Annotated in this window: 28 protein-coding genes and 1 tRNA gene; 14 read left to right on the top strand and 15 right to left on the bottom strand. The window is 71.0% G+C overall.

Annotation, left to right across the window (positions count from 1 at the left end):
- Nucleotides 1-166 precede the first annotated feature (166 nt).
- The 3 genes from ABDZ66_RS02460 to ABDZ66_RS02450 form a co-directional block, all read right to left on the bottom strand.
- Nucleotides 167-871, bottom strand: coding sequence for a metallophosphoesterase (locus tag ABDZ66_RS02460; protein ID WP_343755659.1), 705 nt, complete (start codon nucleotides 869-871; stop codon nucleotides 167-169).
- 96 nt (nucleotides 872-967) lie between these two features.
- A tRNA-Pro gene (locus ABDZ66_RS02455) sits at nucleotides 968-1,044 on the bottom strand.
- Nucleotides 1,045-1,125: 81 nt separating this feature from the next.
- Complete coding sequence (locus ABDZ66_RS02450; protein WP_343755657.1) at nucleotides 1,126-1,719, bottom strand: regulatory protein RecX; 594 nt, start codon at nucleotides 1,717-1,719, stop codon at nucleotides 1,126-1,128.
- A gap of 208 nt (nucleotides 1,720-1,927) precedes the next feature.
- Here ABDZ66_RS02450 and rpsT point away from each other — a divergent pair, with 208 nt between their 5' ends.
- Nucleotides 1,928-2,206 (top strand): 30S ribosomal protein S20, encoded by a 279-nt coding sequence (rpsT, locus tag ABDZ66_RS02445; protein ID WP_189062962.1) that lies wholly within the window; start codon nucleotides 1,928-1,930, stop codon nucleotides 2,204-2,206.
- Between the two features lie 287 nt (nucleotides 2,207-2,493).
- Here rpsT and ABDZ66_RS02440 read toward each other — a convergent pair whose 3' ends face one another.
- Both ABDZ66_RS02440 and glmM read right to left on the bottom strand, forming a co-directional pair.
- Nucleotides 2,494-3,003: a hypothetical protein gene (locus ABDZ66_RS02440; protein ID WP_343755650.1), complete on the bottom strand. Its 510-nt coding sequence runs from the start codon at nucleotides 3,001-3,003 to the stop codon at nucleotides 2,494-2,496.
- Between the two features lie 159 nt (nucleotides 3,004-3,162).
- Entirely contained in the window at nucleotides 3,163-4,497 is a 1,335-nt protein-coding gene (glmM, locus tag ABDZ66_RS02435) for a phosphoglucosamine mutase (RefSeq protein ID WP_343755648.1), read from the bottom strand.
- A 128-nt stretch (nucleotides 4,498-4,625) separates the two neighbouring features.
- Here glmM and ABDZ66_RS02430 point away from each other — a divergent pair, with 128 nt between their 5' ends.
- The gene (locus ABDZ66_RS02430; RefSeq protein WP_343755646.1) at nucleotides 4,626-4,862 is read left to right on the top strand and encodes a hypothetical protein; all 237 of its coding nucleotides are present in this window, start codon (nucleotides 4,626-4,628) and stop codon (nucleotides 4,860-4,862) included.
- The gene (locus ABDZ66_RS02425) at nucleotides 4,862-5,899 is read left to right on the top strand and encodes a phosphotransferase family protein (protein WP_343755644.1); all 1,038 of its coding nucleotides are present in this window, start codon (nucleotides 4,862-4,864) and stop codon (nucleotides 5,897-5,899) included. Before ABDZ66_RS02430 ends, ABDZ66_RS02425 begins: the two co-directional genes overlap by 1 nt.
- A 3-nt stretch (nucleotides 5,900-5,902) precedes the next feature.
- On the opposite strand, the gene ABDZ66_RS02420 is transcribed toward ABDZ66_RS02425, so the two are convergent.
- Nucleotides 5,903-7,027, bottom strand: a complete 1,125-nt coding sequence (locus ABDZ66_RS02420; protein ID WP_343755642.1) for a DNA glycosylase AlkZ-like family protein — start codon at nucleotides 7,025-7,027, stop codon at nucleotides 5,903-5,905.
- Between the two features lie 194 nt (nucleotides 7,028-7,221).
- Nucleotides 7,222-8,160 carry a ferritin-like domain-containing protein gene (locus ABDZ66_RS02415; protein ID WP_343755640.1) on the bottom strand — a complete coding sequence of 313 codons (939 nt, stop codon included), beginning with the start codon at nucleotides 8,158-8,160 and terminating at the stop codon, nucleotides 7,222-7,224.
- A 240-nt stretch (nucleotides 8,161-8,400) separates the two neighbouring features.
- On the opposite strand from ABDZ66_RS02415, the gene ABDZ66_RS02410 reads away from it, so the two are divergent.
- From ABDZ66_RS02410 to ABDZ66_RS02380, 7 genes are all read left to right on the top strand, one after another.
- Nucleotides 8,401-8,748, top strand: a complete 348-nt coding sequence (locus tag ABDZ66_RS02410) for a histidine triad nucleotide-binding protein (protein ID WP_343755638.1) — start codon at nucleotides 8,401-8,403, stop codon at nucleotides 8,746-8,748.
- Complete coding sequence (locus ABDZ66_RS02405; protein WP_343755636.1) at nucleotides 8,745-9,458, top strand: HAD family hydrolase; 714 nt, start codon at nucleotides 8,745-8,747, stop codon at nucleotides 9,456-9,458. Before ABDZ66_RS02410 ends, ABDZ66_RS02405 begins: the two co-directional genes overlap by 4 nt.
- A 236-nt stretch (nucleotides 9,459-9,694) precedes the next feature.
- Nucleotides 9,695-10,879, top strand: coding sequence for a calcium/proton exchanger (gene cax / locus ABDZ66_RS02400; RefSeq protein ID WP_343755634.1), 1,185 nt, complete (start codon nucleotides 9,695-9,697; stop codon nucleotides 10,877-10,879).
- Nucleotides 10,880-10,983: 104 nt separating this feature from the next.
- Entirely contained in the window at nucleotides 10,984-11,289 is a 306-nt protein-coding gene (locus ABDZ66_RS02395) for a PadR family transcriptional regulator (RefSeq protein WP_343755632.1), read from the top strand.
- Nucleotides 11,286-11,834: a hypothetical protein gene (locus tag ABDZ66_RS02390; protein ID WP_343755630.1), complete on the top strand. Its 549-nt coding sequence runs from the start codon at nucleotides 11,286-11,288 to the stop codon at nucleotides 11,832-11,834. The genes ABDZ66_RS02395 and ABDZ66_RS02390 overlap by 4 nt, the downstream gene beginning before the upstream one ends.
- On the top strand, nucleotides 11,831-12,391 hold the full coding sequence (locus ABDZ66_RS02385) for a hypothetical protein (RefSeq protein ID WP_343755628.1): 561 nt from the start codon (nucleotides 11,831-11,833) through the stop codon (nucleotides 12,389-12,391). Before ABDZ66_RS02390 ends, ABDZ66_RS02385 begins: the two co-directional genes overlap by 4 nt.
- Nucleotides 12,392-12,414: 23 nt before the next feature.
- Complete coding sequence (locus tag ABDZ66_RS02380) at nucleotides 12,415-12,858, top strand: hypothetical protein (RefSeq protein WP_343755626.1); 444 nt, start codon at nucleotides 12,415-12,417, stop codon at nucleotides 12,856-12,858.
- 54 nt (nucleotides 12,859-12,912) lie between these two features.
- On the opposite strand, the gene sdaAA is transcribed toward ABDZ66_RS02380, so the two are convergent.
- Nucleotides 12,913-13,800, bottom strand: coding sequence for an L-serine ammonia-lyase, iron-sulfur-dependent, subunit alpha (gene sdaAA / locus ABDZ66_RS02375; RefSeq protein ID WP_343755624.1), 888 nt, complete (start codon nucleotides 13,798-13,800; stop codon nucleotides 12,913-12,915).
- Nucleotides 13,801-13,929: 129 nt separating this feature from the next.
- Between sdaAA and ABDZ66_RS02370 the strand changes: the two genes are divergently transcribed.
- Nucleotides 13,930-14,106 carry a histidine phosphatase family protein gene (locus ABDZ66_RS02370; protein ID WP_343755622.1) on the top strand — a complete coding sequence of 59 codons (177 nt, stop codon included), beginning with the start codon at nucleotides 13,930-13,932 and terminating at the stop codon, nucleotides 14,104-14,106.
- A gap of 8 nt (nucleotides 14,107-14,114) precedes the next feature.
- Here the strand turns inward: ABDZ66_RS02370 and hutH are convergent, their stop codons facing one another.
- Genes hutH through hutU form a run of 5 tightly spaced genes read right to left on the bottom strand, consistent with a single transcriptional unit; the run spans nucleotide 14,115 to nucleotide 20,380 of the window.
- Entirely contained in the window at nucleotides 14,115-15,617 is a 1,503-nt protein-coding gene (gene hutH, locus ABDZ66_RS02365) for a histidine ammonia-lyase (protein ID WP_343755620.1), read from the bottom strand.
- A gap of 53 nt (nucleotides 15,618-15,670) precedes the next feature.
- A complete protein-coding gene (gene hutI, locus ABDZ66_RS02360) occupies nucleotides 15,671-16,870 on the bottom strand; it encodes an imidazolonepropionase (protein WP_343755618.1) in 1,200 nt (399 codons plus the stop codon).
- Nucleotides 16,867-17,763 carry a hypothetical protein gene (locus tag ABDZ66_RS02355; protein ID WP_343755616.1) on the bottom strand — a complete coding sequence of 299 codons (897 nt, stop codon included), beginning with the start codon at nucleotides 17,761-17,763 and terminating at the stop codon, nucleotides 16,867-16,869. The genes hutI and ABDZ66_RS02355 overlap by 4 nt, the downstream gene beginning before the upstream one ends.
- Nucleotides 17,760-18,686 carry an arginase family protein gene (locus ABDZ66_RS02350; RefSeq protein WP_343755614.1) on the bottom strand — a complete coding sequence of 309 codons (927 nt, stop codon included), beginning with the start codon at nucleotides 18,684-18,686 and terminating at the stop codon, nucleotides 17,760-17,762. Before ABDZ66_RS02350 ends, ABDZ66_RS02355 begins: the two co-directional genes overlap by 4 nt.
- A complete protein-coding gene (hutU, locus tag ABDZ66_RS02345) occupies nucleotides 18,683-20,380 on the bottom strand; it encodes a urocanate hydratase (protein WP_343755612.1) in 1,698 nt (565 codons plus the stop codon). The genes ABDZ66_RS02350 and hutU overlap by 4 nt, the downstream gene beginning before the upstream one ends.
- A 206-nt stretch (nucleotides 20,381-20,586) precedes the next feature.
- On the opposite strand from hutU, the gene ABDZ66_RS02340 reads away from it, so the two are divergent.
- From ABDZ66_RS02340 to ABDZ66_RS02330, 3 genes are read left to right on the top strand one after another with little or no spacing between them, the layout of a single operon-like run.
- Nucleotides 20,587-21,219: a TetR/AcrR family transcriptional regulator gene (locus ABDZ66_RS02340; protein WP_343755610.1), complete on the top strand. Its 633-nt coding sequence runs from the start codon at nucleotides 20,587-20,589 to the stop codon at nucleotides 21,217-21,219.
- Nucleotides 21,216-22,466 (top strand): glycosyltransferase, encoded by a 1,251-nt coding sequence (locus tag ABDZ66_RS02335; RefSeq protein ID WP_343755608.1) that lies wholly within the window; start codon nucleotides 21,216-21,218, stop codon nucleotides 22,464-22,466. Before ABDZ66_RS02340 ends, ABDZ66_RS02335 begins: the two co-directional genes overlap by 4 nt.
- A 53-nt stretch (nucleotides 22,467-22,519) precedes the next feature.
- Nucleotides 22,520-23,290, top strand: a complete 771-nt coding sequence (locus tag ABDZ66_RS02330) for an IclR family transcriptional regulator (RefSeq protein WP_343755606.1) — start codon at nucleotides 22,520-22,522, stop codon at nucleotides 23,288-23,290.
- A gap of 238 nt (nucleotides 23,291-23,528) precedes the next feature.
- Here the strand turns inward: ABDZ66_RS02330 and sdaAB are convergent, their stop codons facing one another.
- Nucleotides 23,529-24,194, bottom strand: a complete 666-nt coding sequence (sdaAB, locus tag ABDZ66_RS02325; protein ID WP_343755604.1) for an L-serine ammonia-lyase, iron-sulfur-dependent subunit beta — start codon at nucleotides 24,192-24,194, stop codon at nucleotides 23,529-23,531.
- Entirely contained in the window at nucleotides 24,191-25,462 is a 1,272-nt protein-coding gene (locus ABDZ66_RS02320) for a lycopene cyclase family protein (RefSeq protein ID WP_343755602.1), read from the bottom strand. Before ABDZ66_RS02320 ends, sdaAB begins: the two co-directional genes overlap by 4 nt.
- Between the last annotated feature and the right edge of the window lie 138 nt (nucleotides 25,463-25,600).

The raw sequence follows: 25,600 nt of genomic DNA, 5'->3' as shown, positions 1-25,600 counted from the left end.
CCAGACGGACTGCCGTTTGTTTCGCCTACAATCCGGAACTTCACCGGATTGCCGACTCCACGTCCGGAACCCGCCCAGCTCCCACTCGCTTCGCTCGGACCCAGCGGGCTTTGCAGCCCATTCAATCGGAGTCCGTATCAGACGGGCTACCGCGATTCCGGGGCGATCAGTCCCCGGTGTCGAGCAGCAGTCTGGGCCTGAATTTCAGCCCGTCGGCCGCCACGAGGTGCGCGGGCACGCCGCCGACGTGCCGCATGCTGCGTTCCACCGGCACGCCGTGCAGGTGCCCGTACACGATCAGGTCGGGGCGAGCGTCGTCGATCACGCGGGTGATGGGGTTGGCGGGGTACGGGGGCGTGGCGGGCGGGTAGTGCAGCATCAGGATCAGGTGATCGCCGGGTTGCCGCAGGGCGCGGGCGGCCTTCACGCTCAGGTTCAGGCGTTCGGCCTCGCGGGTCAGGAGGCGGGTGTCGTCGTCGCTCAGGGGTTCGTGGCCGGGCGTGAGCCAGCCGCGCGAGCCGCACACGACGACGTTACCCACGCGCACGGCGTCGTTCACGACGGCCAGCATGCCGGGAGGCAGCGCCGCGCGGAGTTTCCCGGCGGTGGGCCACCAGTAGTCGTGGTTGCCGCGCAGCAGCACCTTGGTTCCGGGCAGCGCCGCGACGGGGGCGAGGTCGGTCATGGCGTCCGGCAGGCGCATGGCCCAGGACAGATCGCCGGGCAGCAGCACGAGGTCCTGCGGGCGCACGAGTTCCTGCCACTGGTCGAAGATGGCCTGCGGGTGCCCCGCCCAGTTCGGCCCGAAGACCGTCATGGGTTTCGGGGTGACAGTGGCGAGGTGCAGGTCGGCAATGGCGTACACGCGCATGGGGTCTGGGTCGTCTCCGGGTCGGGAAGGGGGCGGGGCGGGCGGGGCAGCAGAAAAGCGCCCTCCCGCATGGTACGGGAAGGCGCTTTTCGATGATGGTCGGGGCGAGAGGATTCGAACCTCCGACCCCGTCGTCCCGAACGACGTGCGCTACCAGGCTGCGCTACGCCCCGAACCCGACCACCGCCCGGCTGTTGCTGGGCAGGGGGTAGTCTACGCGGCGCCCTGCGGGGTGTCAAGCGCGGCGGGGTGGGTCATTCCTCGTCGTTCCAGTCTTCCGGAGTGTCCAGGTCCTCCGCTTCCGGCAGGCCGGCCACGTGTTCGCGAATGGCGGGCCAGATGACGTTGCCGGTAAAGCCGCGCCGCGCCAGGAACGAGAAGGCGCTGGCCTGCGGGTCGCGTTTGCGGGCGAAGGAGGACCAGCGGCGTGCCAGCAGGTCCCGCACGACCTGCGCCTCGTCGTCCGGGTCGCGGGCGTCCACGGTCTCGCGGATCAGGTCGTCGGTCAGGCCCCGGCGTTTGAGGGTCTGGCGGACGCGCAGGCTGCCCACGCCGCGCCGCGACCCCTCGGCCCGCGCGACCTGCGCGTCGTCCTGGTAGCCGAGTTCCTGCACGCGGGCCAGCACGGCCACGATCAGGTCCGGGTCGTCGCTGCGTTTCTCCAGTTTGGCGCGCAGTTCCGTCTGCGTCAGCGCCCGCTGGCCGAGCGCGCGGAAGGCGTAGCCGATCAGGGCGTCGCGCTGCTCCTGCGGCGTGCGTTCCCGCGCGGGCCGGGCGGGCGGCGTGTCCTCCGGGTCTGCGCCGGGCGTGCGGGCCGGGCGGCGTCCGGGTCTGTTTCGTCCGGTCATGCCTGCCAGTATGCCGCTTGCCACGGCCCGCAAAGGCAGGTATAGTCACGAGGTTGCCCACCCCTCGCGGGTGGCAGCCCGGACCCGTTCGCCCAGCGTGGCGCGCAGGTCCGGTGCGCCGGAAGCACCGCGTCCGGACGCTCGCGTTCCCCCGCGTGGGAACCGCCCCGCACCGCCAGACCGGCGGCGGGTGAAAAGGAGAAATCACATGGCCCTTCGTCACAAGTCCGCCCAGAAACGCCACCGCCAGAGCCTCAAGCGCCGCATGACCAACCGCAGCCGCAAGAGCACCATCAAGACCTTCACCAAGAAGGCCGTGGTGGCCGCCCAGACCGGCGCCGAGGACATCGCCACGCTGCAGGCCCGCGCCGAGAGCCTGATCGACAAGGCCGCCAAGGGCAGCACCCTGCACAAGAACGCCGCGGCCCGCAAGAAGAGCCGCCTCGCCAAGGCCATCAACAAGGCCAAGGCCGCCCAGCAGGGCTGAGCCCACAGGCACACGAAGCCCCGTCCCACCCCAGCGGTGAGGCGGGGCTTCGCGTTTCCTGCCGCAGCGGGGCGGCGAAAAAGGCGGCGACTCCCGAGCGTGGGAGTCACCGCCTGCCTGAGAATGCTCTGATACGGACTGCCGTTTGTTTCGTTCACAGATCGGAACACCACCGATCTGTCAACTCCACGTCCGGAACCCGCCCAGCTCTTTCTCTGCGGAGCAGCTCTCCGAGTCGCATCCGCTCGGATTGAACGGCTTTGTAAGCCATTCAATCGGAGTCCGTATTACTTGACGGTGGCGCGGATGGCGCAGGTGCCTTCCTGTCCGGCGTTCAGGCGGGCGATGTTCCAGCGGACACCGGTGTACTCGCTGGGTTTGACCTCGACTTTCTTCTGCACGCTCTTGCCGTTCTCGGTGACGGTCACGGTCTTCATGAGGGGCGCGGCGGCGAAGGTCCTGCCGTCGGTGGTGTACTGCGTGGTGACGCCGCCGACCGTGCAGGTCGCCTGCTGGAAGGTGGTGGCCGGGTCGACCTTCATGTTCAGGACGATGCTGCTCAGGGCGCCCTTGCTGACGTTCTTGAAGGTCTGCGTGAGGGACAGCACGCTGCCGGGAATGACCTGGGCCTTGCTGGCGTCGGTCAGGACCTCGACTTTCTTGCCGTCTCGGGTTTCCTGCGTGACGACCAGGGTCGCGGCCTTCAGGGTCAGGGGGCTGGGGGGGGTGGCGGCGGCACCGGCGAGCGTGCCGAGGGCGGCAACGCCGAGCAGGGCGGTACGGGTCAGGGTGGACATGGTGGAACCTCCGGAGGTGAAGTGTGGGCAGGGTGAGCGGCGACGCCCGCCCGGGGGCCGCACGTACCTCCATGATTACTGCGGGCGTTCATGAGCTGCGTGGGGAGCGGCGGGGGCATCCGTTCCCCCACTGCGGCCTCCACGCGGGTCAGATTCAGGTCAGGGGGCGACGGTGCCGCGCGACTCGACCACGCCGGCCAGCACGCGGGCGATCTCGTGGATCTCGGCGGCGTCCTGTCCCTCGACCATCACGCGGATCAGGTTCTCGGTGCCGCTGGGGCGCAGGTTCACGCGGCCCTTGCCGGCCAGCCGGGTTTCCGCCTCGGTCACGGCGGCCTGCACGGCCTCGTCCACGGCAATGGCTTTCTTGTCGGCCACGCGCACGTTCACCAGGGTCTGCGGGTACATGACGAGGTCGTCGTGCAGGGCGTCGAGGGTGGTCTGCGTGGCGCGCATGCTGCCCAGCGTGAGCAGCGCGGTCAGCACGCCGTCGCCGGTGGGCGACACGTCCAGGAACAGGATGTGGCCGCTCTGCTCCCCGCCGAGCTGCAGGTGGCGGTCGTGCAGGCGTTCGTGCACGTAGCGGTCCCCGACGGCAGTGCGTTCGAGCGGGATGCCCGCCTCGTTCAGTTTCACCTCGAGGGCCATGTTCGCCATGATGGTCGTCACGACCGCCTTCTCACCGCGGGCGCGGGCGTTCAGGAGCAGCATGTGGTCGCCGTGCACGACGTTCCCGCGGCTGTCCACGAACAGGGCGCGGTCGGCGTCCCCGTCGAAGGCGACGCCCAGGTCGTACTTCCCTTCGCGCACGATGCGCTGCAGGTGGTCCAGGTGCGTGCTGCCGCACTCGCGGTTGATGTTGCGGCCGTCCGGGGTGGTGTACACGGCGAACACGTCCGCGCCCGCCGCCTGGAACACCTTGGGGCCCACGCGGTACGCCGCGCCGTTCGCGCAGTCCATCGCGATCCGCAGGCCGCTGAGGTCCGGGGCGTGCGTCCTGAGGTAATTGACGTACAGGCGTTCGGCCTCGGTGTAGTTGGTGACGCTGCCCAGGTCCACGCCGGTCACGGGGGGCAGGGCGTCCACGCGGTCGATGGCGGCCTCGATCTGCAGTTCGGTGGCGTCCCGGAGTTTCTGGCCGTCCGCGCCGAAGAACTTGATGCCGTTGTCCTCGTAGGGGTTGTGCGAGGCGCTGATGACCACGCCCGCGTCGGCATTCAGGTGGCGGGTCAGGTAACTGACGCCGGGGGTGGGCAGGACGCCCACGTGGATGACATTCACGCCCCGGCTGGTCAGGCCGGCGGCCAGCGCGGCTTCCAGCATGTCGCCGCTCTGACGGGTGTCCTTGCCGATCACGACACTGGCGCGCGGGTTCTGTTCCTTGAGGACCTCACCGGCCGCCGCGCCGAGCGCCATGACCCAGGGGGCCGTCAGGGGGAAGGCCCCCGCCACGGCGCGCACGCCGTCCGTTCCGAAGTACTTCCGTTCACTCATGATGGGGCCCATCATACGCGCGGCAGTGCCGTGAGTACCTGACTCATGACCTGCGCGCACGGGGGGGCGGCGTATTGGACCGGGTTCAGTCCCGGCAACCCGGCGGCGCGCGGGCGCGTACCGGGGGCATGAGTGGATTTTCCGGCGGGTCGTTTTCGTTCAGTCGCAGCGGACATGGGGGCGGCCTGGGTGGGCTGCTCGGCGGGCACAGCCGCAGCAGTTTCAGCGGGGGCCGCGCGCACTACGGGCGGCGCGGGCACTACCGGCAGCGGCGCGGCGGGTGCCTGGGCTGCCTGGGCGTGGTCGCGCTGGTCACGCTGACCGTGGCGGGCGGCGCGGCGGGCCTGCTGACGCTGCTGGCCTGATGCGCTCCCGGCCTGCTGCCGCGCTGGCCGACACCCTGACGGTGCTGCGCGGCGACGGACCGGTGATCCTGCACGCCCGCCGCTGGCCGCGCGGCCTGCACGACCGGTTTGCGGGTGTGGGCCGCCCGCTGGAAAGCTGGGTGGGTGAGGGCGCGGCCTTCGCACGCTTCGACGCAGGCGGGGAGCCGCTGTTCCTGAAGTTCATCCCGGTCGGCTGGCGGGACCGCCGCGCCTGGGAACGCCTGACGCGCGAGGCCGCCTACCTGCGGGACCTGGCGCCGCTGTCGCCGGTGCCGCACGCCCCGTTCCGGCACGCGGCGCGCTCGGAACGCACGCCGCACGCGCACCTGCTGACCCGCGACCTGACCGAGGAGACGACCGGCTGGGGCGCGTTTGCGGACGACGCGGCGCGCGGCGCGGCCCTGCTGGAGATCGCGCGGCTGCTGGCGCGGCACCACGCGTTCTGGGCGGGGTCCGGGCAGGCGGCCCTGCGCGGCCCGTGGGCGTGGCAGCCGGCGCGGGTGCTGGACCGCGCCGCCCGGATGCACGCCCAGCTGGCGGCGGGCGGTCTGAGCGGCCCGGACGGACGGCCCGCGCCGCTGCCGGAACCGGTGGTGCGGGCGGCGCGGGAGGCCGCCGGGCAGCTGCCGGACCTGCTGGCGGCGGCCCCCGTGACGACCCTGGTTCACGGCGACATTCACGCGGGGCAGGTGCTGTGGCGCGGGCCGCAACCGGTCCTGATCGATTACGGGCAGGTGCATGCCAGCGTGCCGGGCGAGGACCTCTCGCACCTGCTGGCGCTGCGCCTCGACGCCGCCGACCGCGCCCGACTGGGTCCGGAACTGCGCGGCGCGTACCGGGATGAACTGGCACGCTGCGGCCTTCCCCTGACGGATGCGGAGCTGGCAGCGCAGGAGCAGGCGGGACTGGCACTGAACCTGCTGTCAGTGGTGCGGCAGGCGGCCCGCACGCCGGAGCGGCACGCGGCCGGGGCGGCGCTGAAGGTCACGGCCGCGTGGCAGGAGGCGACCGGGTGAACGTCAGTCGGACGTCTGGGTGTCCGCAGCTGGACTGTCCACGCCCAGGAAGGCGCGCCAGCGGTCCAGTTCGCGGTCCAGCGAGCGGGTAAAGGTCCCGGTGCGGCGCACGCCGGGCGCGAGGCCCAGGTCCGCGCTCAGCTGGCCGCCCTGCACGCTCAGGTTCGCCCAGCCGACGGCCCGGCCCGCATGAAAGACCGGCAGGGCGTAGTACCCGAACTGGCGTTTCGGGGCGGGCGTGTACGCCTCGAAGCGGTACGTCCAGCCGTGCAGGTGCGCGAAGCGGCGGCGGTCCCACACCAGCGGATCGAAGGGGTTCACGATGCGCACGCCGCGCGGGACGGGCGCCAGCGCGGGGTCCTGTTCGGGCAGCCACACGTACTTCAGGCCGTCCACCCTCGCCGAGTGCAGGTCCTCCCGCACCGCCTGCCGGAACGCGGCGCGCAGTTGCGGCAGCAGGTGCGGAAACCCGTAGTGCGACAGGCCGATCAGGTAGCCCAGGCTCGCCTCGGGCAGCGGGCCGTACAGCCGCGCCAGCAGATGCACCGCGCCCCGCAACCGCTCCGGTTCCGGCAGCGGCGACCCGCGCAGCGCCCGCAGGTGCGGGGCCAGGCCGTACAGCCGCACGCCGCCCACGCGGCGCGTGACGCGCAGTTCGCCCCGGCGGTGCAGGACATCCAGCGCGCGGGTCGTGGCACTCGACTGCCCGCCCCAGGCGTTCACGGTGCGGCCCTGGCCCAGCCGCGCCGCCACCTCGCGCGGGTGAACCTCGTCCCGGTCCTGCACGGCGGCCCGCACCTCGTCCAGCAGGCCGGGGTGCGCGGCCTCCAGGCGGGTGGGGGGCAGCTCGCGCGGGTGCAGCAGCGCCTGCACCGACCGGGGCATGAAGCCGTAGTTGGGCAGCATGTCCTCCTCGGCGTCCAGGACCGGGTACAGCCGTTCCAGGTCCCCGGCGCGGTAGCCGGGCACGCGGGCCATCAGCGTCAGGTCCTGCGCGCGGGCGGGCGCGCGGATCGGGTCGGCCTGCACGAAGCCCATGGCGTTCAAGGCGGCCTGCACGCCGGACTGGGGTTCCAGCGTGCGCGCCGCCGCCGCGCGCAGGGCTGCCAGGGTGGGATCGGGAGTCACAGGGGCAGGGTAACGCGCCGGTGCAGCGCAGGAAAGGGAGGCGGACCAAGTGGCCCATCCTCCCTGCTCCTGCTGAATACTGCGAGAACCCATACGGACTGCCGTTTGTTTCGCCGACAATCCGGAACCCGGTTTTCTCCCACTCGCTTCGCTCGGATTGAACGGCTTTGTAAGCCATTCAATCGGAGTCCGTATTACTTGATGCTGCCGTTCAGGCCGTTGGGGTAGAACCCGCCCTTCTTCGCGTTGGGCGCGAGGTACACGATGTTCAGCACCTCGCGGGTCGAGCGGCCGTACGCCACGCCGTTCTTGTCGGCAGGCGCGACGACCATGTTCCCGGCGTTGTCGCTCAGGCCCTGGTCCTTCATGCCACCGACCGAGCCGCGCAGGTTGCTGATGGCCTGCACGACCTGACCGACGTACAGGCCGGCGGCGGCGCTCACCTGACGCTGCTGGTACAGCATGGTGCGGATCGCGCCGCCGTGGTACGCCTCGACGGCCAGGATGCCGGCGGCGGCCTGCAGGTACGCGGGGTTGGTGATCAGGGTGGCGGCGCCGTTGTAGGCGGTGACCCCCACGTCCTCGAAGATGAACGCGCCGTGCAGGAAGAACAGGTCATTTAGGAAGGGGTTGAACCCGTCGATCTTCCCGCCGGACGCGGCCTTCCCGGCGGCGCGGAACGCGCCGTTCAGGTCGATGACGGGACGGGCGGCGGCGGCCTTGCCGAGCGCGCCGTGCAGGAATTTCACGTGCGAGAGTTCGTCCTCGGCGATGTCGCGGGCCAGGGCCTGCACGTTGCCGTCCTTGAAGGTCATGCCGCGGTCCTGGTCGAGCCCGGCAGGCAGGATGATGTCGGCCCCGCCGCCGATCTTGCGCAGTTCGTTCACGCGGCCCACGGCGGCGAGGTAGAAGGCTGCCTCGAGGTACTCGAGGTTCAGCGCGAAGTTCAGGACGTCCGCGTCGATGTTCTTGGCGGGTGCGGCGGCGGCGGTGCCGGCGGTCGCGGCGAGGCCCATGGCGGCGGCGCCCATGCCGATCTTGCCGAGGAAGCCCATCGCGGCGCGGCGGTTCATGGTGTCGGTGCTGGTGGCGTCGTCGAGGATCTGGCGGTCGGTGGTCTGGTGGTTCGTCATGGTGGACTCCTGTTGGGTAGGCCGGAGGCGGGGCCGCACCGGGGTGAGGTCCGCCGTTCAGGCACGCGGGGGCTTGGGGTGGTGGAGAACCGTTCGGTGCCGGCTCTCGTTCCTGACAACCGGGTATATGCAGGCCCCGCCGGATCGGATCGCGCCGCGCCGTTGCATGAACGTGCGCTAAAGACGCGCGTCTGAACCGCGCGGCGGGCGGGTCTGAACGCGGCGGCTAGAGTGTGTGGCATGACTTCTCCCACCCTGTTCGAGCGGATCATCGCCCGCGAGATTCCCAGCCAGATCGTGTTCGAGGACGAGCGCTACATCGCGATCCGCGACATCGCCCCGAAGGCGCCCATTCACCTGCTGGTCATTCCGAAGAAGGTGTCGTCGCGCGTGGACGAGATCACGGACGCCGCCGAGATGGGCGAGTTGTGGCTGACCGCCACGCGGGTGGCGCGGCAGCACGCGCAGGACTACCGGCTGGTCGTGAACTGCGGTCCCGGCGGCGGGCAGATGGTCTTCCACACGCACGTGCATGTCCTGGCCGGGTGGGAGAACGGCCCGGCCGACGACACGGGCCTGGGCCAGTGACCGCCCCCACGGACGGCCCGACCCTGGCCGGCACCTTCGACGCGGTCCTGTTCGACCTGGACGGCGTGCTGGTGGACAGCGAGGCGCTGGCGGCCGGCGTGTGGGTCCGCACGCTGGCCGAGCATGGCCTGCCGCTGGCCCTGAACGACTTCGCGCACCTGGCCGTCGGGCAGACCTTTCCGAACGTGCTGGTGCGCCTGGCGGACCTGCACGGCTGGACGCCCACCGACGCCTTCCTGCCCATCCTGGAAGACCGCTTCAACGCGGCCTTCGACACCCTGGACGCCATCGACGGGGCGCGCGACACCCTGCGCGGCCTGCGGGACCGGGGCGTGCCGTTCGCGGTGGGCAGCAACAGCGAACGCGGGCGGCTGCACATGAAGCTCGCGTCGGCCGGACTGGCGGGACTGGTGGGTACGCACGCCTACGACCCGTCGTGGGTGGGCGGGCGCGGCAAGCCGGAACCGGACCTGTACGCCTTCGCCGCCGCGCAGCTCGGGGCGGACATCACGCGCTGCGTGGTCGTCGAGGACAGCGTTCCCGGCGCCACGGCGGGCGTGCGGGCCGGGGCGACCGTGATCGGCCTGCTCGCCACCGGGCACGCCCACCCGGACGACGCCGCGCACCTGCACGCCGCCGGAGTGCGCCACGTGGTGACCTCGCACGCGCAGTTGCAACACCTGCTCGGCCTCCCGACCGCCACCCCCTGACCCCGGCAGCTGACCCGCACACCCGGGACGGACTCCGAGTGAATGGGTTGCGGGCACCGTTCAATCCGGGCGGCCTCGCAGCGCGGCGCAGCGCAGGAGCAAAACGGGGTCCGGGCGTGGCGTTGGCAACCCGGTGAGCTGGCGGGGGGGGTCAACGCCAAGCCCGGCAGTCCGCATGAACCTTCGCTCTGCATGCGGGGCACGCTTCATGAGAACCCTGGGCCTACACTGCCGGCATGTGGATGAAATTCCTGCTCGCCTTCATTCCGGTCAGCCTGCTGCTGGAGTACGCCCTGCACGCGCCGCCCCTGTGGGTCTTCCTGACGTCCGTCATCGCGATCATTCCGCTGGCGGACCTGCTGCGGCAGGCCACCGAGCAGGTCGCGGCGCGGGCCGGACAGACCATCGGCGGCCTGCTGAACGTCACGTTCGGGAACCTCGCGGAACTGATCATCGCTGTCTTCGTGCTGCTGGCCGGGAACATCACGGTGGTGAAGGCGCAGATCACGGGCAGCATCATCGGGAACGCGCTGCTGGGCCTGGGGCTGGCCATCCTGATCGGCAGTTTCGGGCGGAACACGCAGAAGTTCAGCCGCTCGAACGCCGGGCAGCTGAACTCCATGCTGTTCCTGGTGGTGATCGCCCTGCTGATCCCGGCGCTGTTCGACTACACCGAGCGACTCCCGGACTTCCTGGCGGGCAGCGACACGGTCCGCGCGAACCTCGACGAGTACCTGAGCCTGGGCGTGGCCGTCGTGCTGATCGCCGTGTACGCCCTGAACCTCGTGTACACGCTGGTCACGCACAAGGACGCCTTCGCCATGGAGGAAGAGAACGGGCACGGGCACGGGGACCTGTGGCCGGTGTGGCGGGCCGCCGCGACCATGATCGGCGCGACCGCCCTGATCGCCCTGGAATCCGAGATGCTGTCCGGCGCGCTGGAAGCCACGAGCACCACGCTGGGCCTCAGCCCGTTCTTCCTGGGCATCATCGTGCTGGCCGTCGTGGGGAACTTCGCGGAATACATCGCCGGCAGTTACTTCGCGCGCAAGGGGCAGATCGGGCTGGCCATCAACATCGCGGTCGGCGCGACCATTCAGGTGGCCCTGTTCACCGCGCCCGTGCTGGTGATCATCTCGTACGTGATCGGCAAACCCATGAACCTCGTGTTCTCCAGCCCGCTGGAACTGGTCGCCATCGTGGCCGTCGCGTTGATCGTCACGACCGTCACCAAGGACGGCGAGGCCACCTGGTTCGAGGGCGTGCTGCTGATCGCCGTGTACCTGCTGCTGGGCCTGTCGTTCTACTTCGTCACGCCGCGCGTGCAGGGCGAGGGGGCCAGTCTGCCCGTGCCGGCTGGGGTCATCCAGGCAGGTGGGCAGGCGTACACGCACACGCCAGGAATGCCCGCCGCCGCCTGAGCCTGGGTGCCGGGAACCGCTGCCCCGTCCAGTGCGGAGGCAGCGGTTGTTCATCTGCCGCACTATCGCTTGACACGAAACTCTACATATGTTGCTAATAGGCTATGCCCCGCCCACCCAACTCCAGTCCTCACACGAAAGCCGTCCTGCACGCCCTCCAGCAGACCTACCCCGCGCACACCTACGGCTACGACCTGTCCAAGAGCACCAACCTGAAAAGCGGAACCCTCTACCCCATCCTCCAGCGCCTGCACGAACAGGGCCACCTGGACGCCCAGTGGGAACCGTCCCCGCACCCCGGCAGACCCCCCCGCCACATCTACCGCCTGACGCAGAGCGGCCTCGGGCTGGCCCGCGAACGCCACGAACCGGGCACTGCCAGGCGCACCACGACCGGTGCCATGACATGAATCATGACGACTGGAGCGACGCCCTCGACACTGAACTCCAGCACGCCGACCCGCACTGGGCGCGTGAAGCACGCCGGACCCTCCTCTGGCGACGCGCGAAACAGGACCTCGGCGCCGTCCTCACCACGCGAAGCTTCGGCGAACTCCTGATCATCAGCGCCCTGCCCGCCGCCGGAACACTCATCACCCAGAGAGAGCTGCCCACGCACGTCTTCGAGTGGGTGCATCCCCTGGCCGGATTTCTCTGGACGAGCGGCCTTTCCCTCCTGCTGACGCTGGCGTGGCTGACCCGCCGCGTCCTGCGCGGCTCCGCACCGTGGGTCCCTGCCCTCCTGGCCGCCAGCCTCTCCACGCTGCCCATCCTTCTGATCGTCGGCACGAGCCTCCGAGGAGCGTCCGACGTGTTCACGCTGAGCACACTGGCTGCGCTGCTCCCCCTGCTCCCCCAGCTGCTCATGACCACGCTGGTCACGTTCGGCCTGCTGATCACCTTCGGATGGGCACTCTCGACCCTCATCCACCCCCACAGGAGCGTTGCACCATGACCCACGACGACTGGAAGATCGGCATGCAGAACGAAGCGGACAGCGTCACCGACGCCAACTGGAGCCGCGACACCCGCCAGAGCCTGCGCCACCGGCAGCTGGCCCGCACCGTCCTGACCGCGCTGCTCGCCACCACCGGCACCGTGACCGCCACCGCTGCCCTGACCCTGACCACCCAGTGGAGCGTCATGACCCGCGAGGCGGCCCGCAACGGCGTGGACAGCCTGACCTTCCTGAAATGGAACCTCCTGGGCAACCCCCAGCCCGTCACGACCATCACCAGCAGCCAGGACCCGCAACTGCCCCTGCTGGGCCTGATCCTGACCGTCTTCATGCTCGCGGCCGTCGCCACCCGCCTGCGCGTCCCCCGCTGGATCACGCTGCTGTGCGCCGCGCTGGGCACCATCACCATTTCCAGCCTCGGTAACCTGATCCTCAGTGACTTCGCCGGGTTCCCCGCCTACCCCCTCAGCGTCGCGCTGGGCGTCGCGGCCCTCGGGATTGTCCTTGGTCTCCCCTTCCGCCGCCAGCAGCACCACCCCCGGAGCCTCGCATGACCCCCGAAGAGTGGAGGTCCGCCATGCAGAACGAAGCCTCCAGCGTGAACGACCAGAAGTGGGCGGCGCAGACGAGACTGGCGGCGGGACGGTTCGGGTGGCGCGCTGCGGGTCTAGCGGCAGCGGTGTTCGCTGCACTGGGCGTGGGCGTGGTGCTGCTCAGCCAGTTCCTCTGGCGACACGACGCGCCGGATGGCCTGTGGCTGGGCGTGATGATCCTGTCGGGCGTGGGCGGGGCCCTGCTGGGTACCCAGCGCCTGGGGGCGCTGGAGGCCGGAGCGGGCGCGCTGGCGTTCCTGCCGGGCGCGTGGCTGGCAGTAGTCGTGTTGCAGGCGGCGCTGGGCGACGCGGCCCCGCGTGATCCGGGGGTGGCCGATCAGTGGGCGACGGTGCTGGCCGTGATCGTGGCGTGCGCGGCGGGGAGTGTGCAGAGCTGGGCAGCGGTGCGTCGTACCACTGCGACCTGAACCCGTGACGAGAGCGGGCCGACCCGAAATTCAGGTCGGCCCGCTCCTGCCCGCTTACGCCAGCGGCAGTTCGATCATTCCGCCCGAGTCCCCATCCTTGCCTTCCATGCGAGCGGTGACGGCCAGCCCGGTGGGCGTCTGGGCGAGGCCCCCGTCGGCGGTTTCGCGCAGCGCGGCGGGCATCATGCGGCCCACGCTGGCCATCGCGCCCAGGACCTCGTCGGGCGGGATGAAGGATTCCAGTTGCGCCAGGGCAAGCTGCGCGGCGCTGACGGCGTGCACGGCGTAGAAGGCGTTGCGGCTCACGCAGGGGACTTCCACGTACCCGCCGACCGGGTCGCACACGAGGCCGATGGTGTTCATGAGTGCCATGCTGGCGGCGTGTACGGCGGCGCGGGGCGTGCCGCCCATCAGTTCGACGATGGCGGCGGCGGCCATGGCGGCACTGCTGCCGATCTCGGCCTGACAGCCGCCCGCCGCGCCGCTGATGAACATGCGCTTGCTGATGGCCTTGCCGATCCCGGCGGCGAGGATCATGGGGTTCACGAGTTGCTCGTCGGGAATACCCAGGTGGTCGGCCACGCCGATCAGTGCGCCGGGGATGGTGCCCGCGCTGCCTGCGGTGGGTGCGGCGACGATGCGGCCCATGCGGGCGTTCTCCTCGTTCACGGCCATGGCGTAGGCCTGCACGCGCTTCAGGACGGGCGCACCCAGCACGTCCGGGGCGTCCCAGAGGCCCTTGGCGTTCCAGCCGACCATCCCCGTGATGCTTTTGGCGTCACTGCTCAGGCCGCGTTCGATGCTGGCGCGCATCTCGCGGATGCGGCGCAGCATCTCGGTGCGGATGTCGTCGGGGTGCAGGCCGGTCTCGGCGCAGTCCTGCGCGAGAATCCACTCGGAGGCGGGGGCGGGTGCGTTCAGGATGTCGTCGAGGGTGGTCATGGGTTCCTTGGGTGAGGCGTGAGGGGCGGAGGCATCTGGAAGTGGACCCCATCCTAAGGCCGGACCTGTCTAGCCGAATCAGCAGCGCATGAGGTCGTCCGTGCCGCCCGGACGCCTCACGGTAAAGGTGTGAAGCTGCTGCTGATCCGCCACGCCCAGTCGCAGAACAACCTGATCGAGGACCGACCCGACTCCGCGCAGGCGCGGCAGCCCGACCCGCCGCTGACCGCGCACGGGCACGCCAGCGCCCGCATCGACCTGCTCGCAGACGGCCGCGCGGGCGGACTGGAATGGCTGAACCGGTAAGGGGTCCCCTACGCTTCCCGCGCCACCCGCAGCAGCTCCCCACTTCGCACCATCTCCACGATCTTCAGGAGGTCGGGGCGGTAGTAGCGGTCCTGCGTCATGTTGGGGATGTGCGCGCGGATGTGCTCCCAGGCGGCCTGCGCGCCGCGCCCGGCGTGGAGGTTCTGGAAGTCGAGTGCCTGCGCGGCGCACAGCAGTTCGATCCCGATGACGTTCTGCACGTTCTCCAGGATGGCCCGCAGTTGCCGGGCGCCGTGTGCGCCCATGCTGACGTGATCCTCCTGGTTGGCGCTGGTGGGAATGGTGTCCACGCTGGCGGGGTGCGCGAGGACCTTGTTCTCGCTGACGAGCGCGGCGGCCGTGTACTGCGCGATCATGAACCCGCTGTTCAGGCCGCCCTGCGGCGCGAGGAAGCCCGGCAGGCCGGACAGGGCCGGGTTCAGGAGCTGCTCGCAGCGGCGCTCCGAGATGCTGCCGAGTTCCGCCACCGCGACCTTGAGTGCGTCGATGGTCACGGCCAGCGGCTGCCCGTGGAAGTTCCCGCCGCTCACCACGTCCCCGGTGTCGGGGAAGATCAGGGGGTTGTCCGTCACGGACGCGAACTCGACGGCCAGGACCCGCTCGGCGTGTGCCAGCGCGTCCAGGCTCGCGCCGTGTACCTGCGGCGCGGCCCGCAGGGAGTACGCGTCCTGCACCTTCCCGTCCCCCACCAGATGCGACGGCGCGATCTGCGAGTCCCGCAGGAAGAACCGCAGTTCCTCGGCCACCGCGACCGCGCCGGGGTGGGGGCGCAGGCCGATCACATCCGGCTGGAAGGGCCGGTGCGAGCCGTACATCGCCTCGACCGTCATGGCCGCCGCGAGGTTCGCCGTGCCCAGCAGGGTGCGGGCGTCCGCGACGGCCAGCGCGAGCAGGCTGCCCATCAGCTGCGTGCCGTTGATGAGTGCCAGTCCCTCCTTCGCCTGCAACGTCAGCGGGGTCAGGCCCAGTTCGGCCAGCACGTCCGCACTGGTGCGCACCTCGCCCCGGTACTCGATCTCGCCGTGCCCGATCAGCGCGAGGGCCAGATGCGCCAGCGGGGCCAGATCCCCCGACGCGCCCACACTGCCCTGCGCCGGAATGACCGGGTGCGCCCCCGCGTTCAGCAGCGAGAGCAGCAGCTCCACCACCTCGGGCCGCACCCCAGAGTGCCCCAGCGCCAGCGACTGCGCCCGCAACAGCAGCATGCCGCGCACCACCTCGCCCGGCAGGTTCTCCCCCACCCCGATCGCGTGCGACAGGATCAGGTTCAACTGCAACTCCTCCAGCCCCTCGCGCGGCACCTGCACCGACGCGAACTTCCCGAAGCCCGTGTTCACGCCGTACACCGCCGCCTGACCATCCACGATCCGCTCGATCACCGCCCGCGCACGAAGAATGCGCTCCCGCGCGGCCTCGGACAGCTGGACGGACTCGCCGCCACGCACGACGGACAGGAAATCAGACAGGGACAGGTGTTGATCGAGAATCACGGGTACTCCTTCGGAGGGTTGATGGGTGATGGAAGATGGTTGATAGAGGTGGCTCAGACCGAAGTCCCGCCGATGAAGACCTGCCGCACGGGGTTCGCGCCGAGGGTGTAGGGCAGGTCACGCCAGTCGGGGCTGTGCAGGGCGAGGAAGTCGGCGCGCTGACCGGGCGCGAGGGCTCCCCGGTCGCTCAGGCCGAGGGCGGCGGCCGCGTTCACGGTGCAGGCGGTCAGCGCCTCGGCGGGCGTCAGGCGGCACAGGCGCACCGCGAGGGCCAGCGCGAATTGCGTGCTGAACACAGGTGAGGAACCGGGGTTCAGGTCGGTGCCCACGGCGACTGCCCCTCCCGCGTCAATGAGGGCGCGGCCCGGCGCGGCGGGCAGACCCAGGTGCAGGGTCACGCCGGGCAGGATGGTCGCCACGGTGTTCGACGCGGCCAGCGCGGCGATCTGCGCGGGGCCGCTCGCCTCCAGGTGATCCACGCTCAGGGCACCCAGCTCACACGCGAGTTCCGTGCCGCCGATGGCGTGGAACTGATCGGCGTGCAGCTTCGTCTGAAGGCCATGTGCTTTCGCAGCCTGGAGGATCGCGCGGGTTTCATCCACCGTGAACGCCTCGCGCTCGGTGAACACATCCACGGCTGTCGCCAGCCCCTCACGCGCCACACTGGGGATCAGGTCACGGCAGACGGCCTGCACGTACTCGGCGCGGCCCTCAGTGGGCGGCACGTGAATCAGCAGGGTCGGCACGAGCCCGAATTCGGCCTGAAGGGTGCGGACGGCATGAAGCATCCGCAGCTCGGCGTCGAAGTCCAGGCCGTACCCGCTCTTGACCTCGGTGGTCGTCGCGCCGGAGTCCTGCAATGCCCGCAATCGTGGCCGGGCGAGCGCGACGAGTTCGTCCACGCTGGCCGCCCCGGTCGCCCGCATGGAGCTGCGGATGCCGCCGCCGCGCGCGAGGATCTCCTCGTATGGGACGCCCTGCACGCGCGCCTCGAAGTCCGCGAGGCGATCCCCGGCCCAGACGGCGTGCGTGTGCGGGTCGATCAATCCGGGGACGACCGCCACGCCGCCCAGATCATGTTCCTGCGCGATTCCGGGAGCGTCGGTGCGCGGGCCGACCCAGCGGATCACGCCGCCCGACACGAGCATCGCCGCGTCGGGTATGACGGTCAGGTCGCGCATGGCCGCGCCGCGCTGCACACCCGGCGCAGGCGTCACGAGCTGGCTGATGTTCGTGAACAGTGTTTCCGTCACCACACGTAGTCCTCCTCACTGCTTGGGTGCTCGAAGTACCCGCAGCAGGGATCGCGCGGGGAGTTGGAGAGGGGCGCGATCATCCAGGCATCTCCACCCTCGCGCGGGTGGGCCTTGCGTGGATGGGTTCTGGCATGTTTCGCGCAGAACTTGGCGTACCCGTCCTCCCAGCACTCGCCCATGATGCACTGGTGGGTAGCCGGTTCGGCACACTCGCGGCACACCCAGTCGGGGCGGGCGTTGCGGGCCAGGAGCCGCACCGTCCTGTCCTCCGGCCAGGGCAACGTCAGCTCCGCCTCCACCTTCAGCACGCAGCGGGTGGTAGTGCCCATGTCGTACTCATACCGCAGGTCCTTCACACCGTCCATGGCCTCCCGGATGGTGACGGTCAGGGGACGCTCCGGGTGCGCGCCGGGGCTCAGGCGAGTTCGGAGAGCCTCCCAGTCGTCGTCGGACATGACCGGGAAATCGCTCCGCTCAGGTTCCTTTTCTGCGTAGTCGTCCCAGGATTCGTCGTCCGACAGCTCTTCTTCATCAGAGTCGGTGTCCAACTCGTCGTCCTCGAAGTCCTCTTCGGAATCGTTGCGGTACGTGATCGTCTCGTACTTCGTGGGACGTGACTCGAATTCACTCAGGTGCCCGCAGCATTCCATCCAGATTTCCCGAAGAAAGGCGTCCATGTCTTCGAGGGTCGTGTCGTGGCGCACGGCGACGTGCAGCACGAACGGCACGGCGGTGACTGACAGCCACAGGCTTGGCCGCATGATGGCGGTGTCGGGTGTCGTGAGTGTCGCCAGTTCCTTCTTCAGCTGGCGTTTGAGCTGGTTGCGCGGGTGCGCCACTCCAGTCAGGCGCGATTCGACGGGTGGCAGCATGGAACGGGGTCTGGTCATGACGTGAAGATTCCAGATTCCTGCGCGGCGCACAGCGTCTCCATGATCAGCCGCGCCATCAGGAGTTCGCTGCGTCCGGTGGGGTCGAGGTTCGGGGCGAGTTCCACCACGTCCAGGCCGACGATGGTGTTGTGCCGCGCAGTTTCCGCCAGGATCGCCATGCCCTGGGCGTAGGTCAGGCCGTCCGGTTCGGGGCTGCTCGTGCCGGGAATCACGCTGGGGTCGAAGGCGTCCACGTCCACACTGAGGTACACGTTCTTCCCGCGTGGCAGCTGCTCAAGCACGCCCGGCAGGTCACCCGCGACGTCTGTCATGGGGATCAATGCGTGCCCGCGCGCACGGGCCGCCGCGACCGCTTCCGGGTCGAAGCGCAGGCCGCGCAGGCCAATGGTCGTGATGTGCACGAGGTTCGGCAGGTCCTCGCACGCGCGGCGGAAGGGGCTGCTGTTGCTGTAGCGGGTGTCGTTTCGCGTGTCCGTGAAGTCCAGGTGCGCGTCCAGCTGCACCACATGCAGGTCAGGCACGCCCGCGAACGCCCGCAGGATCGGGTACGTCACGCTGTGATCGCCACCCAGGAACACCGGCAGGCTGCACCGGTCCCGCACGAGTTCCGCCGCCGCGCTGATCCGCTGCCGCGCGAGTTCCGGCTCCAGGCTGGGCAGCACCACGTCCCCCGCGTCCGCGAAGGTCACGCCCGCCAGTCTCGTCACGCCGTCCAGGCCCGTGAAGGGCGGCACGCTCCGCAGACTCGCCTCCCGCAGCGCACGCGGCGCGAAGCGGGCGCCGGGGCGGAAGCCCAGCGCGATATCGAAGGGAATGCCGAGCACGGCCACGTCCGCCGTCCAGTCTCCCTCGGGCTGGACCATCGGCGCGCGGGCGAAGGTGGCGATTCCTCCGTAAGGAAGGTGGGTGGGCTGGGTCACTGCCCGTCTCTGGAGTGGTCTTTGATGCCGAGGCTGGGGAGGTCGAGGCCGCGTTCGCGGGCCACATCCAGCGCGTGGTCGTAGCCGGCGTCGGCGTGGCGGATGACGCCCATGCCGGGGTCGTTGGTGAGAGCGCGGGAGAGTTTCTGCGCGGCTTCCTCGGTGCCGTCGGCGACGATGACGAGGCCGCTGTGCTGGCTGAAGCCCAGGCCGACGCCGCCGCCGTGGTGGAAGCTCATCCAGCTGGCGCCGGAGGCGATGCCGAGGCCGAAGTTCAGGAGGGGCCAGTCGCTGACGGCGTCGCTGCCGTCGAGCATGGCTTCCGTTTCGCGGTAGGGGCTGGCGACGCTGCCGGCGTCGAGGTGGTCGCGGCCGATGACGATGGGGGCTTTCAGGCGGCCGTCGGCGACCATCTCGTTGAACAGGCGGGCAGCCCGGTCGCGTTCCTTATACCCGAGCCAGCAGATGCGGGCGGGGAGGCCCTGGAAGGCGATCTGGTCGGCGGCGTACCTGAGCCAGCTCTGCAGGCGTTCGTCGTTGGGGAAGAGGTCCAGCAGCGCGCGGTCGGTGGCGCGGATGTCCTCGGGGTCGCCGCTGAGGGCCACCCAGCGGAAGGGGCCGCGGCCCTCGCAGAAGGAGTCGCGGATGAAGGCGGGCACGAAGCCGGGGTAGTCGAAGGCGTTCTCCACGCCCGCTTCCTGGGCGCGGTGGCGGAGGTTGTTGCCGTAGTCGAAGGCGACCGCGCCGCGTTTCTGGAGTTCGAGGATGGCGCGGACGTGCGCGGCCATCGCGTCGTATGCGCGTCGGCGGTACTCGTCGGCGTGGTCGGTGCGGAGTTTGTCGGCGTCCTCGTCAGGCGCGAGGATGGGGAGGTAGCCCCACATGGGGTCGTGTGCACTGGTCTGGTCGGTGATGAGGTCCGGGGTCCAGTTCATGGTGACGAGCTGCGGGACGAGGTCGGCGGCGTTACCCTGCACGCCGATGGAACGGGCGACGCCCCCGGCCTTGTACCCCTCGGCGCGGGCGATGGCGTCCTCCAGGCTGGGGGCGACCTCGTCGAGGTAGCGGGTGTCGAGGCGTTTCTGGATGCGGGTCGGGTCGATCTCGATGGTGATGCTGACGCCCCCGGCGAGTTTCACGGCCAGCGGTTGCGCGCCGCCCATGCCGCCCAGTCCGGCGGTGACGGTGATGGTGCCTTTCAGGCTGCCGCCGAAGTGTTTGCGGGCCGCGCCCGCGAAGGTCTCGTAGGTGCCCTGGAGGATGCCCTGCGTGCCGATGTAGATCCAGCTTCCGGCGGTCATCTGGCCGTACATCATCAGCCCCGCCCGGTCGAGTTTGTCAAAGGTCTCCCAGTTCGCCCAGTGCGGCACGAGGTTGGAGTTGGCGAGCAGCACGCGCGGCGCCCACTCGTGCGTTTTCAGCACGGCGACGGGCTTGCCGGACTGGATCAGCAGCGTCTCGTCGTTCTCCAGCCGGTCGAGCGTCTCCACGATCCGGTGGAAGGCCTCCCAGTTGCGGGCGGCCTTGCCGCGCCCGCCGTACACGACCAGGGTGTCGGGGTGCTCGGCGACGTCCGGGTCGAGGTTGTTCATCAGCATGCGCTTGGCGGCCTCCTGCACCCAGCCCTTCGCAGTCTTGTGGGGGCCACGGGGGGCGCGGACGACGGGGGCGGATTCGGTGGTGGGCTGGGTCATGGGAGGTCCTCCGGGGGCGGGCGGATATGGGTGCGGAGCGCAGTGGCGGTGGCGGTGGCCGCAGTGATGGTCTCACCGCTCGTGGCGTGGTTTACGTGCCGTCATCTTCCGCCTGTCTGGTAAGGGTGGCAATCTGGTTTTCCGGTCTGCCCGGAAAGATGCTTCCCTCCCTTGCATCCCGGCCTGTCATTCAGCATCATGAATGAGTGAACACTCACTCGGATAAGGACAAGCAGGCGAAGCGCACCTCGCCCCGCCCGGCGGACGATCCCCAGCGGCGGGCGACCATCCTCCGGGCGGCGCAGGTCTGTTTCGCGCAGGACGGCTTCCACCGCACGACCATGCGCGCGGTGGCGCGGCAGGCGGGACTGGCCGAGGGCACCCTCTACCACCACTTCCGCAGCAAGGACGACCTGTTGCTGGGCCTGTTCGGCGCGCTGGGAGAGCAGGCGCGCGACTCGCTCGATCCGGCGGCGCTGGCGGCCCTGAACCTGCGGGACTTCCTGCGGGCGTTCCTGGCCGCGCCCCTGACGGCGCTGGCGCAGGACGAGGCGGGGCTGCTGCGCGTGATCCTGTCCGAGGGCCTGATCCGCCGCGACCTGGGCCGCGCTTTCGCCGACGGTCTGACCGGGACGGCGGACCTGGGCGCGCAGGCGCTCGCGGCACGGCCCGAGTTGCGTGGCGTGGACACCGGCGAGCTGCTGCGCGCCGGCCTGACGCTGGTGCTGGGCCACTGCGTGCAGGGCGCACTGTCGGGCGACCCTCTCCCAGATCCGCAGGTGACAGCGGCGCGCGTGGCCGACGTGCTGCTGGCCCTGGTGGCGGCGGAGCGGGCATGAAGATCACGCTGATCGCGCTGGGGTCGCGCGGGGACGTGCAGCCGTACGTGGCGTTGGGGCTGGGGCTGCGCCGGGCGGGGCACGCGGTGCGGCTCGCCTCGCACGAGGCGTTCCGCGCGCTCGTGACGGGCGCGGGTCTGGAGTTCGCCCCGATGCGCGGGGACGTGCAGGAGGTCGTGAACAGCCCCGAGATGCGCGCCGCGCTGGCGAGCGGGAACATGCTGGCGATCAACCGGGTGTCCGCGCGCGCCACGCAGCAGGGGGCGCTGCTGTGGGCCGAGGACGGCCTCGTGGCCGCGCGGGACGCCGACCTGCTCGTGGCCGGCATCGGGGGCATGAACGTCGCGCAGGCCCTCTCGGAGAAGCTGCGCGTGCCGCTCGTGGAGGCGCACGTGGTGCCGTTCCATCCCACGCGGGCATTTCCGGGCGCGATCTTTCCACCGGCCACCGCGCGGCTGGGCGGCTGGGCGAACCGCCTGTCGCACGTCCTAACGCGGCAGGTAATGTGGCAGATGTTCCGCTCGGCCGACTCGCGCGCGCGGCGCGAGGTGCTGGGTCTCTCCCCCGCGCCGCTACTCGGCCCACGCCCGCTGCGGCCCCTACCGACCCTGCATGGCATCAGTCCGGCGGTCCTGCCGCGCCCCGCCGACTGGGACGTGGCACAGCACCTGACCGGCTACTGGTTCCTCCCGCAAGAGGCCTGGACGCCGCCGACCGCGCTGGAGGCGTTCCTGAACGCCGGGCCGCCCCCGGTATCCATCGGGTTCGGGAGCATGACCACCCCGGACCCGCAGGCGACCACCCGCGCGGTCGTGGCGGCCCTGGCGCGCAGCGGGCAGCGGGCGGTGCTCCTGAGCGGCTGGGGTGGCCTGAGTGCCGCCGACGTGCCGGACACGGTGTTCGTGACGGACAGCGTCCCGCACGACTGGCTGTTCCCGCGCGTGGCGGCGACCGTGCATCACGGCGGGGCGGGCACGACGGCGGCGGGCCTCGCGGCGGGCGTGCCGAACGTCATCGTGCCGTTCTTCGGGGATCAGCCGTTCTGGGGCGACCGCGTGCAGAGGCTGGGCGTGGGCCCTGCCCCGGTGCCCCGCCGCGCCCTGAACGAGCGGACGCTGGCAGACGCCCTGACGCGCGCCGTGACCAATCCCGGCATGAAGGAACGGGCGGCGGCCCTGGGCGCCCGCATCCGGGCGGAGAACGGGGTGGCGCGCGCGGCGGAGGTGATCTCGGGACTGGCGCTGTGAACCCCACGCGCCCGGTCTTTCCGGTTCAGCCGGAAACGTGGCAGACTGCGCGCATGGCCTCCTCTTCCCTGCTATCCGGCGCGGTGGACGTACTGACTGCCTTCGACGCGGATCACACCGAGTGGCGCCTGTCGGACCTGTCGCGGCACCTGGGCGTGCCGACCAGCACCCTGCACGAGCAGCTGCTGGCGCTGGTCGAGACTGGCCTGCTGGTGCGCGTGGCGAGAGGCCGCTACCGGCTGGGGTGGCGGCTGCTGAAGCTGTCGAGCGCCCTGTACGGCAGCCTGCCCTGGTACGCGCCGGCGCACGCGGCGATGGAACGGGTCGCGCGGGCCGCGCACCGACTGGCGTTCCTGTGCGTGCTGGACGCAGCGTCGGGCCGGGTGCTGTGCATCGCGAGGAGCGTGCAGGGCCGAGATGGGCCGCCCGTGGCGGGCGAACTGGATTTCGAACTGCCGGCCCACGCGACGGCCAGCGGCAAGCTGCTGCTGGCCCACGCCGGTCAGCCCCTGCCGCGCCCGGCCGTGACGTTCACGCCCAGCACCGTCACGGACGCCGGCACCTGGGCGGCGCAGGCCCAGGCGATCCGCGCCGAGGGGTACGCGGTCACGGCGGACGAGTGGGCGGCCGGCACGGCCAGCCTTGCCGTCCCGGTCCGGGGTGCGGACGGCGGCGTGCTGGCCGCGCTGGGTGTCAGCCTGCCCACCCGGCACCTGCGCGAGCGCGAGGCGCTGCTGCGCGCCCTGCAGGACGCAGCGGACGCGGTCAGCTGGGAGCTGGGGTACCGCGCCGTCACGACCGGCCGCCTCCGGGGAGCGTCCTAGAGCGTTTGCCATAAAGATGCAGTCTGTATGGCCGGGCGGACTTGTCATACGAATTCCGATTGAATGGCTGACAAAGCCGTTCAATCCGGGCGGATGCGACCCGTAGAGCTGCGCCGCAGAGAAGGAGCTGGGCGCCCCTCCGGACGTGGAGTTGACAGATCGGTGGTGTTCCGATCTGTGAACGAAACAAACGGCAGTCCGTATGGCACAGCCGCGAAGCAGAGAATGGGGAACGGCTCTAGCCGTCCATGAGTTTGGGCAGCATCCGCACCCAGTTCACGTCGGGCCAGCGGTTCAGGAACGCCAGCGCCTCGGGGCTCAGCGGCTGGTCGAGTTCGATGGCCAGCAGCGCCTGACCGCCGCGCGTCTCGCGGGTGCAGGTGAGGGTCGCGATGTTCACGCCGTCGGCAGCGATGGTACTGGCGATGCGGGCGATCATGCCGACCGCGTCCTGGTAGCGCAGCAGGGCGGTGGGACTGGCGGCGCTGAAGTTCACACCCAGGCCCTGCACCTGCGCCACCTGGATCACGCCGCCGCCGGTGCTGCTGCCCTGCACGGTCAGGGTCTGCGTGTCGCCCTGCACGGTCACGCGGGCTGTGTTGGGGTGCACGTCGCCCAGGTCCGCGTCGCGGAAGTCGAAGGTCAGTCCGGCCGCCTGCGCCTGCGCGAAGGCGTGCGGGAGGCGCTGGTCGTCGGGCCGCATGCCCAGCAGGCCGGCGATCAGCGCGAGGTGCGTGCCGTGCCCGCGGCCGGTCTTGGCGAAGGAGGCGTGCAGGTCGATCACCGCCCGCCGGGGCGCCTCGCCGAGCAGGTGGTGCGCGACCAGGCCCAGACGGCAGGCGCCGGCCGTGTGGCTGCTGCTGGGGCCGATCATGACGGGGCCGATCATGTCCAGGAGGCTCATGCCGTCAGTGTACGCGCGGCGGCGTTCAGGGCGTGCAGGCTGGTCCCGGCGTGCCCCAGGGCCGCGCGGGCCAGCGGGAGGCGCACGTGGGCGGGCGCGTGCGCGAACAGGCGCAGCATGGTGCGCGCCAGCGGGCCGGGCGGCGTGCGGGGGTCCAGAAAGGCGTGCCAGCGCGTGGGCGGCAGCGCGAAGAACGCCCCGAAGAAGGCGGGCAGGGCGCTGGCGGGCAGGTTCAGCAGGGCCTGCACGCCCAGCAGGTGCACGGCGCGGGCCGCGCGGCGTTCCGGGGTCCACAGGACGTCCCAGCCGGCCTGTGCGGGGTCGCCGCCATCTCGCAGAGCCCCAGCGATGGCGTCGGCGACGGCCGGCGCGTCCCGCAGCGCGCCACTCACCTGGAATCCGCTGATGGGATGGACCAGACCGGCGGCCGCCCCGAACGCCAGCACGCCGTCCGGGGCGGGCGCGGCGGTGTTCATGGGAAACGAGACCCACTCGTCACTGAGAATCTCGCGTGGCGGGGTTCCCTGTGCGCGCAGGCGGGCGTGCAGGCGGGCCTCCAGGGCCTGCCGGGTGGGGGCGGGCCGGGCGATCAGGCTGGTTTCCTCCACGAAGTACCGGTCGCCGCCCAGGTGCATGGCGTACAGGAACGTCGCGTCCCGGTGCGGGCCGTGCGGGGTGCGGTAGTCCATCCATACCGCCGCGCCGGGCGCGCTGGGGGGCCGGTCGAAGGTCGCCACGATTCCGTACGCCGTCTGGAGGGCCGCGCCGTCCGGGTGCCGGTCCGGGTGTGGCAGCAGCGCGGGCCGGTGGCCGCTGGCGTCGATGACCAGCGGCGCGTTCCACGAGGCGGGCTGGCCGGCGTGCGTTCCGTGGACGGTCCAGCCGCGTGCGTGCCGCTCGGCGCGGGTCACCTGCGCGGCCTGCAGCGTCAGGTGCGGGCCGGCCCGTCCGAGCAGCGCCCCGCGCAGCGCGGCGTTGTCGAGCAGGGCGTAGGGCCGCAGCAGCGGGGTGGGCGGCGTGGCGGTGTACACGCGGACGTCGGTCCAGACCTGCGCCACGCACGACCGGGCGGCCCAGCCGGGCAGGTCGTCCAGCCACGCGCCGTACGTGGCGGGAAAGGGGGCGTGCGGGTCCGGCGCGAGGACCCGCACGTTCAGGTGGCGGGCCCCGAGTTCGGCGGCCAGGGCCAGTCCGGCCGGGCCGGCCCCGACGATCAGGGCGTCGGTGGCGCTCGGGCCGGGAGGGGCGGGGTCCGGGGGGGCGGTCATCTGACGGGCAGGCTAGCGCGGCGCGTGGCGCGGCGAGTGTGGCGGCGCACCCGCCCGGCCGTCCGGTGCCTGAACGGGCCGTGAAGTGCGAGTGTGCCCCGGCACGCAGCGGGGCGGCCGGGCGGGACTCTAGCCTGG

It is taken from the genome of Deinococcus depolymerans, assembly GCF_039522025.1.
Classification (GTDB): Bacteria; Deinococcota; Deinococci; order Deinococcales; family Deinococcaceae; genus Deinococcus; species Deinococcus depolymerans.
Note: the sequence above shows the minus strand (reverse complement) of the source record. Positions and strands in the feature narration are given on the sequence as shown.

Bases quoted from the DNA above. Each gene is read 5' to 3' on its own strand.
- rpsT (WP_189062962.1), top strand. From the start codon at position 1,928: ATGGCCCTTCGTCACAAGTCCGCCCAGAAACGCCACCGCCAGAGCCTC.
- ABDZ66_RS02395 (WP_343755632.1), top strand. From the start codon at position 10,984: ATGCCCCGCCCACCCAACTCCAGTCCTCACACGAAAGCCGTCCTGCAC.
- ABDZ66_RS02335 (WP_343755608.1), top strand. From the start codon at position 21,216: ATGAAGATCACGCTGATCGCGCTGGGGTCGCGCGGGGACGTGCAGCCG.
- ABDZ66_RS02355 (WP_343755616.1), bottom strand. From the start codon at position 17,763: ATGACCAGACCCCGTTCCATGCTGCCACCCGTCGAATCGCGCCTGACT.
- ABDZ66_RS02460 (WP_343755659.1), bottom strand. From the start codon at position 871: ATGCGCGTGTACGCCATTGCCGACCTGCACCTCGCCACTGTCACCCCG.
- sdaAA (WP_343755624.1), bottom strand. From the start codon at position 13,800: ATGACCACCCTCGACGACATCCTGAACGCACCCGCCCCCGCCTCCGAG.
- cax (WP_343755634.1), top strand. From the start codon at position 9,695: ATGTGGATGAAATTCCTGCTCGCCTTCATTCCGGTCAGCCTGCTGCTG.
- ABDZ66_RS02385 (WP_343755628.1), top strand. From the start codon at position 11,831: ATGACCCACGACGACTGGAAGATCGGCATGCAGAACGAAGCGGACAGC.
- ABDZ66_RS02430 (WP_343755646.1), top strand. From the start codon at position 4,626: ATGAGTGGATTTTCCGGCGGGTCGTTTTCGTTCAGTCGCAGCGGACAT.
- ABDZ66_RS02450 (WP_343755657.1), bottom strand. From the start codon at position 1,719: ATGACCGGACGAAACAGACCCGGACGCCGCCCGGCCCGCACGCCCGGC.
- ABDZ66_RS02330 (WP_343755606.1), top strand. From the start codon at position 22,520: ATGGCCTCCTCTTCCCTGCTATCCGGCGCGGTGGACGTACTGACTGCC.
- ABDZ66_RS02415 (WP_343755640.1), bottom strand. From the start codon at position 8,160: ATGACGAACCACCAGACCACCGACCGCCAGATCCTCGACGACGCCACC.
- ABDZ66_RS02390 (WP_343755630.1), top strand. From the start codon at position 11,286: ATGAATCATGACGACTGGAGCGACGCCCTCGACACTGAACTCCAGCAC.
- ABDZ66_RS02440 (WP_343755650.1), bottom strand. From the start codon at position 3,003: ATGTCCACCCTGACCCGTACCGCCCTGCTCGGCGTTGCCGCCCTCGGC.
- glmM (WP_343755648.1), bottom strand. From the start codon at position 4,497: ATGAGTGAACGGAAGTACTTCGGAACGGACGGCGTGCGCGCCGTGGCG.
- ABDZ66_RS02410 (WP_343755638.1), top strand. From the start codon at position 8,401: ATGACTTCTCCCACCCTGTTCGAGCGGATCATCGCCCGCGAGATTCCC.
- hutU (WP_343755612.1), bottom strand. From the start codon at position 20,380: ATGACCCAGCCCACCACCGAATCCGCCCCCGTCGTCCGCGCCCCCCGT.
- ABDZ66_RS02380 (WP_343755626.1), top strand. From the start codon at position 12,415: ATGCAGAACGAAGCCTCCAGCGTGAACGACCAGAAGTGGGCGGCGCAG.
- sdaAB (WP_343755604.1), bottom strand. From the start codon at position 24,194: ATGAGCCTCCTGGACATGATCGGCCCCGTCATGATCGGCCCCAGCAGC.
- ABDZ66_RS02320 (WP_343755602.1), bottom strand. From the start codon at position 25,462: ATGACCGCCCCCCCGGACCCCGCCCCTCCCGGCCCGAGCGCCACCGAC.
- ABDZ66_RS02425 (WP_343755644.1), top strand. From the start codon at position 4,862: ATGCGCTCCCGGCCTGCTGCCGCGCTGGCCGACACCCTGACGGTGCTG.